Below are 9,978 nucleotides of genomic sequence, written 5' to 3' on the forward strand. Positions count from 1 at the left end.
CCCGCCGTCATGACGTGTACGACGTCCGCGAGGTCCGCGACGAGGTCGAGGTCGTGTTCGACGACCAGCAGGGCGGCGCCGTCGGCGGCGAGGGCACGCAACACGCGGGCGAGGGCGGCCACTTCGCCCGTGTCGAGCCCGGCGGTGGGCTCGTCCAGCAGCAGCACGCGCGGACTCCCGGCGAACGCCCGTGCCAGCTCGACCCGCCGCAGCGTCCCGGTCGGCAGCCCCGCCGCGGGCGCCGCCCGCACCGGCCCGTCCAGTCCGAACAGCCGCAACGCCCGCTCCACGGCCCCGGGGTCCGCGACCCGCCCCTGCTCGGCCCCGACCCGGACGTTCTCGGCCACGGTCAACGACGGGAAGACGGCCAGCTGCTGGAACGTCCGCGCGATACCGAGCCGGGTACGCGCGTGCGCGGGCAGCCGCGTGATGTCCCGCCCACCGAAGCTCACCCGCCCGCCGCCGGGCCGCAGTGTCCCGGCGAGACAGTGGAAGAGGGTGCTCTTACCGGCCCCGTTCGGGCCCACGACGGCGCTGACCCGACCTGGGGGGACGTCGAGGTCGACGCCGTCGAGCGCGGTGAAGCCGCCGTAGGTGACATGAAGGCGACGGGCACGAAGGGCGGGGGTCGGCCGGGTGGCGGTGCGTGCGGGCGACGCCATTCGGGCAGGGCCGGGGCTCGGCTGCCGAGCACGGCCGCCGCCGGACGCGGGCCCGAGTCCGGAGGGCGCGCTGGCGCGGGGCCGCTGAGGCTGTTCGGTCGCCCCGGGCAGCCCCCGGCCGGCTCGCACCGCCTCCCGCGCCCGCAATCCGTTCCGCGCACTCGTCCCCACCGGTGTCAGCCCACCCCGTCGCCCACCCCCCGACCGCAGCCGCTCGACCCCCGCCCGCACCGCCTCGTACGGCCCGCCCGGGAAGCGGCCCACCAGCACCGCCAGGATGCCGATCACCGCAGCCGCGACGCCCCCCTTCGCGCCCGCGTCCAACCCGACCAGCAGAGCGGCTGCCGCGAGGGCGCCGAGCGTGCTGTCGGCGCCCAGGACGACGATCGCGGCGAACCAGAGAAGGCCGCGGACGGGGTCGTAGGCGGTGGGGTCGAAGGCGCGGAGGCCCATGGTGAGCATGCCGCCGCCGAGGGCGGCCAGGGCGGCGCCCGCGACGAAGGCGGTCAGCTTGAGGGCGGGGACCCGTACGCCTGCCGCCGAGGCCCCCGATTCATGGTCCCGCATGGCGGCGAGGGCCCGGCCCGCGCGGCCTCGGCGGAGGAGGCGGGTGGCCAGCAGCGCGCATGCCAACAGGCCCAGCTCCAGGACGTAGTACGCGCGGTCGCCCGCGAAGCCCGCCGGGCGCGACACCGTGAGGCCCGACGTGGCGTACGGCTGGGCGAAGACGAAGCGGCTGACCGCGACGCCCACCGCGAAGGTCGCCAGGGCAAGAGCGAGGCCGTGTCGGCTGATGGCGGGCCAGCCGGTCAGCAGGCCCAGCGGGGCGACCAGGAGGACCGCGATCAGGAGGGCCGTCAGTTCCGGGAGGGCGGGAAGGAAGAGGAAGCGTCCGGCCGCCAGCAGCGCCGTGAACAGGGCGCCCAGGCCCGCGTACGCCGCCTGGCCCAGGGAGATCTGGCCGCCCCGGCCCGTCACGACGACCAGGGAGAGGAGGATCACGGCGAGGGCCGGTACCTGCACGGAGGTGTGCAGATCCCGGCCCGCGAAGCCGAGGGGGATCAGAAAGAGGATCACCGCCACGATCCAGGCGCCCGAGGGTGCCCCCATCTGCGCGGTCGCCGTGCGCGGCAGCGCGTCACGGGTGCCGACGCCGGGCAGGACCAGGGCGGCGATCAGCAGGGCGACCACGAAGAGGTTGGCGCCGACGGCCTGCAGCAGCGGTTCCGCCCAGCCCGAGGGGTGCAGCCGGGTCAGCTGGCTCTGGGCGATGCCGATGCCGAGCGCCACCACCACGGCCACCGGGAGGCTCCGCATCCGGGCGGCGACCGCCACGGCGACCACCTCCATCACAAGCAGCGGCATGCCGTACGGGTCGAGGCGTACGTACGGGGCGAGCAGTACGCCCGTCAGACCGGCCGTGAACGAGCCGAACGCCCAGCCCGCGGCGGCCACCCGATCCGCGTCGATGCCACCGAGCACGGCGAGGGACCGGTCGTCCACGACGGCCCGCAGCTCGCGGCCGAAGCGGGTCCAGTACCGGGGGTTCCGGGGGTGTCCCCCGGAGGGGCGCAGTACCGCTCCCGCGGCGGCGGCGATCGCCACGGCCACCGCCAGCTGGCCCCACGGGTCCGCCGACACCGGCGTGGGCGCGTCGGCCCGCGCCCCCTGGCCCCACAGCAGCGCGGCACCGCCGACGAGGAGGACGAAGACGCCGATGGAGGCCACGAGGGTCTGCGCGGGGTCGCCGCCCAGCACGGCGAGCGGGCGGAAGACGAAGCGTTCCAGGACCAGGCCGATACCGGGGGCCACCACCAGCAGGGTCACCGCGGCGCCGAGCCAGAGCGGCCAGGCCCACTCCACGGTGAACTGGCGCAGCAGATACGCGCACACCATCGCGATCGCCCCGTGCGCGAAGTTGAGCACCCCGGTCGCCCGGTACGTCACGATCAGGCCGATTCCCGTGAGGGCCGCCGCGCTGCCGACCGAGAGCCCGGCCAGCGTGAGGTCGTACGTCAGCGACGTCATCAGCCCTCCGCGGGCTCAGCCGTGTCACTCCCGGTGGGCGCCTCACAGATGGGGCACGGCCGCAGTTCCCCGCTCTCCAGCACCCGGGAGTCCACCGGCACCGCCTCCGCCCTGCCCGCCACCAACGGGCAGTCCGCGCGGTGCCAGAGGGTGCCGCCGGGCACCATCAGCAGTTTGCCGCTGGTGGCGAGAGGGGCGGCGGCCGGCTGCCCGGACGCGGTCGCGTCGGCGGGCTCGGGGGCGACCAGGAGGCCGTACAACTCCTCGACGCGAGTGGCGGCCAGGGCGTTCCTGCCGTGGGTGAGGAGGACCGCGCCCGCGATGATCAGGGCGGCGCCGGGGATCGTGCAGGAGGCGAGGTAGGGCAGCTGTCGTTCGGCGAAGCGTTCGCCGGAGATGCCGTACCAGCCGACGACGCACAGCACGGCACCCCCGGCGAGGGCGGCCCAACCGGCCCAGAGGAGGGGATGTGTGGTCCGCAGTCGGGCTGTCCGCATCCGTGACTCCCACACGTCGTGTGTCTGACGGGTTTTCAGCAAGCGGCTGGACTTGCACTATGCCTTGTGGAAGCCGACCCTGAAAGCACCGGGCGTCCATCGCCCGGACCGACACCCGGTGGTGAGCCAGATGGTTCTCGGGAGCGACCTCAGGCGGGCGAACGGACGGCGGGGCCGCGGCCCCCGGGCACGAGGACGGGGCGTGGCGCTGGCCGCGGCCCTGTCGCTCTTCCTCGCCCCGGCCCTCGCGGCGTGCAGCGACGACAGCGGCGGCGAGACCGCGCCGCCCAGCCCCTCGGTCGAACAGACAGCCAGTGAGCCGGCCGAGGAGAGCCCCAGCGCGAGCGGGCCGGCGGACGCGGCGGCGGCCGAGAAGGAGATCAAGGAGAACTGGCGGAAGTTCTTCGATCCCAGGACCTCCACCAAGGAGAAGCAGGCCGTTCTGGAGAACGGTGAGCGGATGGGCCCGGTCCTGGCGGCGTTCAGCGGCGACAAGCGCGGCGGACAGGTGCAGGCCGAGGTCGAGAAGGTCGAGTTCACCTCGCCGACCGAGGCGAACGTGACGTACACCCTGCTCCTGGAGGGCGCCACGGCCCTGCCCGACGCGTCCGGGACGGCCGTCGAGCAGGACGGCACCTGGAAGGTCTCCGTGAAGACGCTGTGCGGGCTGGTCACCCTGAGCGGCAATGCCTCACCGGTTCCGGGCTGCTGAGACCGGCGCCGCCCCGCGCGCCGGGGCCGTCGCCGCAGGTCTGCTGCTCCTGCTGGCCACGGCCTGCGGCAGCCGGCTTCCGGAGAGCGACTTCGAGCGCCGGGACACGACCACCGCCGCCCCGCAGAGCCGTGAGCCGCTGCGCGTCGGCATCATCACCAGCGTCACCAGCCCCGTCGGCGGCGCCGCGTTCACCGGGCCGCGTGACGGGGCGAAGGCCTACTTCGCCGCGCTCAACGCGCGCGGCGGCATCGACGGCCGCGAGGTCGAGGTGCGCGAGTGCGACGACGGCGGCAGCGGCGTCGGCAACAACGAGTGCGTGCGGAAGCTGGTCGAGGAGGACGACGTGGTGGCGCTCGTCGCCACCACCGCCCTCGACTACGCGGGCGCCTCCCGCGTCGCCCACGCGCGCGTGCCCGACATCGGCGGCCAGCCCATCGGCCCCGCGTACGACACGTATCCGTACCTGTACAGCATCTACGGCAGCCTCGCGCCCCGGAACGGCACCACCGGCTGGGACGGGAAGCAGTACGGCGGCACCGAGGTGTACCGCTACTTCAAGCGCGAGCACGGGGCGCGCACGGCGGCCGTGGTGTCGTACAACCAGGCCGCGTCGGCCGCGTACGCCCGGCTGGTCGTCCAGGGGTCGAAGGCCGAGGGGTACGAGGTGGTGACCGAGCAGGTCGACTTCGCGCTGCCCAACTTCCGCGCGGTCGCCGCCGACATCAAGGAACAGGGCGCCGACCTGGTCTTCGACGCCATCGACAGCCACGGCAACGCCCGCCTCTGCCAGGCCCTGGACCAGGTCGGCGCCGAGATCACCGCCAAGGTCACCAATGTGCAGAACTGGACCTCCACGGTCGCCGACGACTACAAGGACGCCCCGCGCTGCCGCAACGCCCTGTGGGCCACCGGGTCCAGTCGTAACCACGAGGACACCGGCGACGCGGCCGTACGGGAGTTCCGGGACGCGACGAAGGGTCTGAAGACGCACTCCCAGTGGCAGTTGGAGGGCTGGGCCGCCGCGATGTGGTTCACGGACGCGGCGCGATCCTGCGCCGGCACCGAAGCGGGCGTCACGCGCGCGTGCGTCGACCGGTTCATGAACCGCGACGAGCCCTACACCGCCGACGGACTTCTCGTCCCCGTCCGCTTCGAACGGCTCGCGGAGCCCCCGAAGACCCGCAGGACATGCGTGTCCGTGGCCCGCTGGCAGGACGACAAGGGGTGGGTGAGTCAGGGCGACATGAACGACACCTGCTTCGACGTACCGCAGTTGCCTTATCGGCCCTGACGTGCTTCCGGGCGGTCAGGTTCCCTTGATCAGCTACCGATCCGGCAACCGTTGCAGAACAAGTTGATGAGGGTCCCCAACCCTTCCCCGATGTCCGGGGTCTAACCGTGCGGCGGTGGACCAGAAACCGCGATTGACGGACGACCAGGCAAAACAAAGGAAAACAGGGGGCTCGGGGGACGCATGCACATCTCTTTCCTGATACACAACGCGTACGGCATCGGTGGGACGATCCGTACGACGTACAACCTGGCGAACACCCTGGCCGAGCAGCACGACGTCGAGGTCGTCTCCGTCTTCCGCCACCGTGACGAGCCGGTCTTCTCGGTCGACCCGAGGGTCAAGTTGCGCGCCCTGGTCGACATCCGGGAGGGCGGCGCCGACAAGGGCCACGCCGATCTCGATCGCCCCGCAAAGTTCTTCCCGCGCGCCGAGGGCCGCTACCAGCAGTACAGCGCCCTGACCGACCGGCGCATCGCCGAGCACCTCGCCGCGGTCGACGCCGACGTCCTGGTCGGCACCCGCCCCGGGCTGAACGTCCACATGGCCCGGCAGACCCGTCGCGGCCCGATCCGCGTCGGCCAGGAGCACCTCACGCTCGACAGCCACTCCCCGGCCCTGCGCGCCACCCTGCGCGGCGTCTACCCGCGGCTCGACGCGCTCACCACGACCACCGAGGCCGACGCGCGGGCGTACGCCTCGAAGATGCGGCTGCCCGGCGTCCGCCTCCAGGCCGTGCCCAACCCGGTGCCCGCGCCCGGCATCGACCCGGCCGACGGCACCGGCAAGTGGGTCGTCGCCGCCGGCCGGCTCGCCCCCGTGAAGCGGTACGACCTGCTCATCAAGGCCTTCGACAAGGTGCGGGAGGAGCGGCCCGACTGGCGGCTGAGGATCTACGGCGGCGGCAAGCAGAAGGACAAGCTGCGCGCCCTCATCGACAAACTGGGCCTCTACAACCACGTCTATCTGATGGGCCCCGCCAACCCCATCGAGCCCGAGTGGGCCAAGGGCTCCATCGCGGCCGTCACCTCCAGCCTGGAGTCCTTCGGCATGACCATCGTCGAGGCCATGCGCTGCGGCCTGCCGGTGGTGTCCACCAACTGCCCGCACGGCCCCGGCGAGATCATCGACGACGGTGTCGACGGCCGTCTGGTCAAGGTCGGCAACGTCAAGGCCATCGCCGGCGGTCTCCTCGAACTCATCAACGACGACGACAAGCGGCAGCAGATGGCGCACGCCGCGCTCAAGGACTCCGAGCGCTTCGACCCCGCCCGGATCGCCGAACGCTACGAGACGCTCTTCGCCGACCTGACCGCCCGGGGCGGCGCCTCACCGGTGGGCCGGATGCGCGGCTCACTGCACCGCACCCGGGGCGCGCTGCTCGGCGGCGCGTATGCCGTTCGGGATGCCGGACGTGCCGCGTTCAAGAAGGGGCGCACCGCATGACGACGCTGGCTTCGCAGCCCACGAACCGCAGCGACCGGGAGCCCGCCATCACCCCCCTGCGCGCCGATTGCGTCGCCGACTCCGCGGGCGGCCTGACCTTCGACCTCCCCGACTCCGGCGAGTCCGGCCCCGCCCATCTGGTCCTCTATCTCCGGGGCACCGAGGAGGAGGTGCGCCTGCCGCTCACCCCGGTCGCCGACGGCCGCCTCCGGGCCGCCCTGCCCAGCGGCGTCGACCTCCCCGAGGGCCGCTGGGATGCCTACGTCCAGGTGGCCGACGGCGAACCCCGACGCCTGACGCCCGGCCTCAACGACCTGCGCGCCCTCGTCGACCGCGCCCCCGCCCCCACCGCCGCCCGGGTCGTCGTCCGCCTCCCGTACGGCACCAAGCACGGCAACCTCTCCGTCCGCGGCTGGGAGCGTTCCCCGCACGCCGAGGCCGGCGAACTCCACATCGGCGAGGGCGAGCTGACGGTGAGCGTCAAGGCGTACGGGGTCGAGCCGACACCGGACGCGTACGTCGAACTCGTCCGCCGGGAGGAGCCGTACGCCCAGGAGAAGCCGTACGCCCCGGAGGGGACGTCACCCGCCGTCAGGGCCGAACTCGCCGGGGAACAGGGCGTGTTCCACTTCACCGTGGCCTACGGCGCCCTCGGGCCCGGCACCTGGGAGCTGTGGCTGCGCCCCGAGGGGGAGGCCGGGCCGAGGGTGCGGATCGCGCGGCTGCTGGACGACATCGTCGAGAAGACGCCGGTGTTCATGTATCCGAAGGCGCGCGTCGAGACGGAGCGCGGCCCGGTGGAGGCCACGGCCCACTACACGGCCGACAACGACCTGTCCGTCACGGTCACCGCCGTGAGCTGAACGGACGAACCAGGGGGTGAGCCCGCGCACGGTCCGCCGGGACGTGGACCGGCTGCGGGGGCTCGGCCACCCGGTCAACGCCGGTCCCGGCGCGGGCGGTGGCTACCAACTCCCGAGATCAGGATTCTCCGGGACCCCCTGTCGGCCGCTCTTGACCGTGGCGGGGATGCGGGGTCGCCTCCTGGCCCTTCCGGGTCTGGGGCGGTGTGATCGCCGCGAACGCCGGATGGTGCAGGTCGAACGCCGGGGACTCGGAGCGGACCCGGGGCAGCGTCACGAAGTTGTGCCGTGGCGGTGGACATGAGGTCGCCCACTCCAGCGACCGGCCGTAGCCCCAGGGGTCGTCGACGTCGACCTTCACGCCGTACCGGGCGGTCTTCCAGACGTTGTGGAGGAACGGCAGCGTCGACAGACCCAGCAGGAACGAGCCGATCGTCGAGACCGTGTTGAGGGCGGTGAAGCCGTCGGCGGCCAGATAGTCCGCGTACCGGCGCGGCATGCCCTCGGCGCCCAGCCAGTGGTGCACCAGGAACGTGGTGTGGAAGCCCACGAACAGCGTCCAGAACTGGATCTTGCCGAGCCGTTCGTCGAGCATCTTCCCGGTGAACTTCGGCCACCAGAAGAAGAAGCCGGCGAAGGTCGCGAAGACCACCGTGCCGAAGACGACGTAGTGGAAGTGGGCGACCACGAAGTACGAGTCCGTGACGTGGAAGTCCATCGGCGGCGAGGCCAGGATCACCCCGGTCAGCCCGCCGAACAGGAACGACACCAGGAAGCCGGTCGCCCACAGCATCGGTGTCTCGAAGGACAGGGACCCCCTCAGCATCGTCCCGGTCCAGTTGAAGAACTTCACCCCCGTCGGTACGGCGATCAGAAAGCTCAGGAACGAGAAGAACGGCAGCAGCACCGCGCCCGTGGCGAACATGTGGTGCGCCCACACCACCACCGAGAGCCCGGTGATCATCATCGTCGCCGCGACCAGTGTCAGATAGCCGAAGATCGGCTTCCGGCTGAACACCGGGATGATCTCCGTGATGATCCCGAAGAACGGCAGGGCGATGATGTAGACCTCCGGGTGCCCGAAGAACCAGAACAGGTGCTGCCACAGCAGCGCACCGCCGTTGGTCGCGTCGAAGACGTGCGCGCCGAACCGCCGGTCGGCCTCCAGACCGAGCAGCGCCGCCGCCAGCACGGGGAACGCCATCAGGATCAGGATCGACGTGAACAGCGTGTTCCAGGTGAAGATCGGCATCCGGAACATCGTCATCCCGGGGGCGCGCATTCCGATGATCGTGGTCAGGAAGTTCACCGCACCGAGGATCGTGCCGAACCCGGACAGCGCGAGCCCCATGATCCACATGTCGGGTCCGATGCCCGGTGACCGCTCCAGACTGTTGAGCGGCGCATAGGCGAACCAGCCGAAGGCGGCCGGCCCCGACGGCACCAGCAGCGACCCCAGCACGATCAGCCCGCCGAAGAGGAAGAACCAGTACGACAGCATGTTCAGCCGGGGGAAGGCGACATCGGGGGCGCCGATCTGCAGCGGCATGATCTCGTTGGCGAACCCGGCGAAGGTCGGGGTCGCGAAGAGCAGCAGCATGATCGTGCCGTGCAGGGTGAACAGCTGGTTGAACTGGAAGTTGTCCACGATCTGGGTGCCCGGCCGGGCCAGCTCGGCGCGCATCACCAGCGCCATCAGACCGGCGGCGAGGAAGAACAGGAACGAGGTGATCAGATAGAGATGGCCGATCTTCTTGTGGTCCGTGGTGGTCAGCCAGTCGACCACCAGCCGCCCCGGCCGCCCGGTCCGTACGGGTCGTGCCGGCGCCTGTACGGTCTCGGTCCCCATCGCTCGCCCCTTCGCTGCCGCGTCCTGGGCCCGTGACGCACGCCATGATGCTCGCGCCCCGGCCGCCCCGACAGGGGGCGTACGGGGAAAGTGTGCTGGAAATGTGTATTTCTCATGAGCGGCCGACTTCCGGGAGCCGTCCGGGAATCACGACGAAAAGGCCGGAGACGCACCGGACACACGGCTGACGGCATGCTTTCCGACGGGCTATTCGAGATGGTGCCGAACCGGCCGGAAATTGCCTCCGGTAGCGCGCGGAAGGCGTACGAAACCGCTCGTACGTGTGACGGCCGGTTGCGCCGGCGGCTGATTCACGGCACCGGAAACGCGTGTCGTGGTTCTGTGACAGAAGCGTGACTGCGGGAGGACAACGGACCTCCGGCGGCCTAACGTGGCGGTCATGGCACCCATTCCCACGCCGTCCGAAGAACCCAGGGACAACCCCGACGCCTACGTCGGGCTGGACGCGCCGAGCGCCGAGCACCGTGCCCGGGAGCGCGGCTGGTCCACGGTCAGAAAGCTGCCGCCGGGCGCGATCATCACCATGGAGTACCGGTTCGGCCGACTGAACTTCGAGGTCGAGGACGGCCGGGTGAAGCGCGCCTGGAAGGGCTGAGAAGCGTACGG

Annotated in this window: 8 protein-coding genes and 1 pseudogene; 6 read left to right on the forward strand and 3 right to left on the reverse strand. The window is 71.8% G+C overall.

All coding sequences use genetic code 11. The features are described 5' to 3' along the window. A partial coding sequence (locus STRIP9103_RS01945) for an ABC transporter permease subunit (RefSeq protein WP_009295563.1) occupies positions 1 to 2,690 on the reverse strand: 2,690 nt, incomplete at its 3' end. Next, entirely contained in the window at positions 2,690 to 3,187 is a 498-nt protein-coding gene (locus STRIP9103_RS01950; protein ID WP_048819527.1) for a hypothetical protein, read from the reverse strand. The genes STRIP9103_RS01950 and STRIP9103_RS01945, both read right to left, overlap by 1 nt. Before the next feature lie 130 nt (positions 3,188 to 3,317). On the opposite strand from STRIP9103_RS01950, the gene STRIP9103_RS01955 reads away from it, so the two are divergent. The 5 genes and pseudogenes from STRIP9103_RS01955 to STRIP9103_RS45775 all read left to right on the forward strand — a co-directional run. Next, positions 3,318 to 3,899 (forward strand): hypothetical protein, encoded by a 582-nt coding sequence (locus STRIP9103_RS01955; RefSeq protein ID WP_199790502.1) that lies wholly within the window; start codon positions 3,318 to 3,320, stop codon positions 3,897 to 3,899. Further along, positions 3,874 to 5,193, forward strand: coding sequence for an ABC transporter substrate-binding protein (locus tag STRIP9103_RS01960; RefSeq protein WP_009295567.1), 1,320 nt, complete (start codon positions 3,874 to 3,876; stop codon positions 5,191 to 5,193). Before STRIP9103_RS01955 ends, STRIP9103_RS01960 begins: the two co-directional genes overlap by 26 nt. A gap of 183 nt (positions 5,194 to 5,376) precedes the next feature. Further along, on the forward strand, positions 5,377 to 6,639 hold the full coding sequence (locus tag STRIP9103_RS01965; RefSeq protein WP_009295569.1) for a glycosyltransferase family 4 protein: 1,263 nt from the start codon (positions 5,377 to 5,379) through the stop codon (positions 6,637 to 6,639). Then, positions 6,636 to 7,502, forward strand: coding sequence for a hypothetical protein (locus STRIP9103_RS01970; RefSeq protein WP_009295570.1), 867 nt, complete (start codon positions 6,636 to 6,638; stop codon positions 7,500 to 7,502). The genes STRIP9103_RS01965 and STRIP9103_RS01970 overlap by 4 nt, the downstream gene beginning before the upstream one ends. A gap of 13 nt (positions 7,503 to 7,515) precedes the next feature. Then, positions 7,516 to 7,656 (forward strand): annotated as a pseudogene (locus STRIP9103_RS45775) (HTH domain-containing protein); the annotation flags it as partial. Here STRIP9103_RS45775 and ctaD read toward each other — a convergent pair. Further along, positions 7,621 to 9,351: an aa3-type cytochrome oxidase subunit I gene (ctaD, locus tag STRIP9103_RS01975; protein ID WP_009295565.1), complete on the reverse strand. Its 1,731-nt coding sequence runs from the start codon at positions 9,349 to 9,351 to the stop codon at positions 7,621 to 7,623. The pseudogene STRIP9103_RS45775 and the gene ctaD overlap by 36 nt on opposite strands. A gap of 400 nt (positions 9,352 to 9,751) precedes the next feature. Here ctaD and STRIP9103_RS01980 point away from each other — a divergent pair, with 400 nt between their 5' ends. Continuing rightward, on the forward strand, positions 9,752 to 9,967 hold the full coding sequence (locus tag STRIP9103_RS01980; RefSeq protein ID WP_048819528.1) for an I78 family peptidase inhibitor: 216 nt from the start codon (positions 9,752 to 9,754) through the stop codon (positions 9,965 to 9,967). Positions 9,968 to 9,978: the final 11 nt, after the last annotated feature.

Origin of the sequence: Streptomyces ipomoeae 91-03 (assembly GCF_000317595.1) — a bacterium.
GTDB classification, from domain to species: domain Bacteria; phylum Actinomycetota; class Actinomycetes; order Streptomycetales; family Streptomycetaceae; genus Streptomyces; species Streptomyces ipomoeae.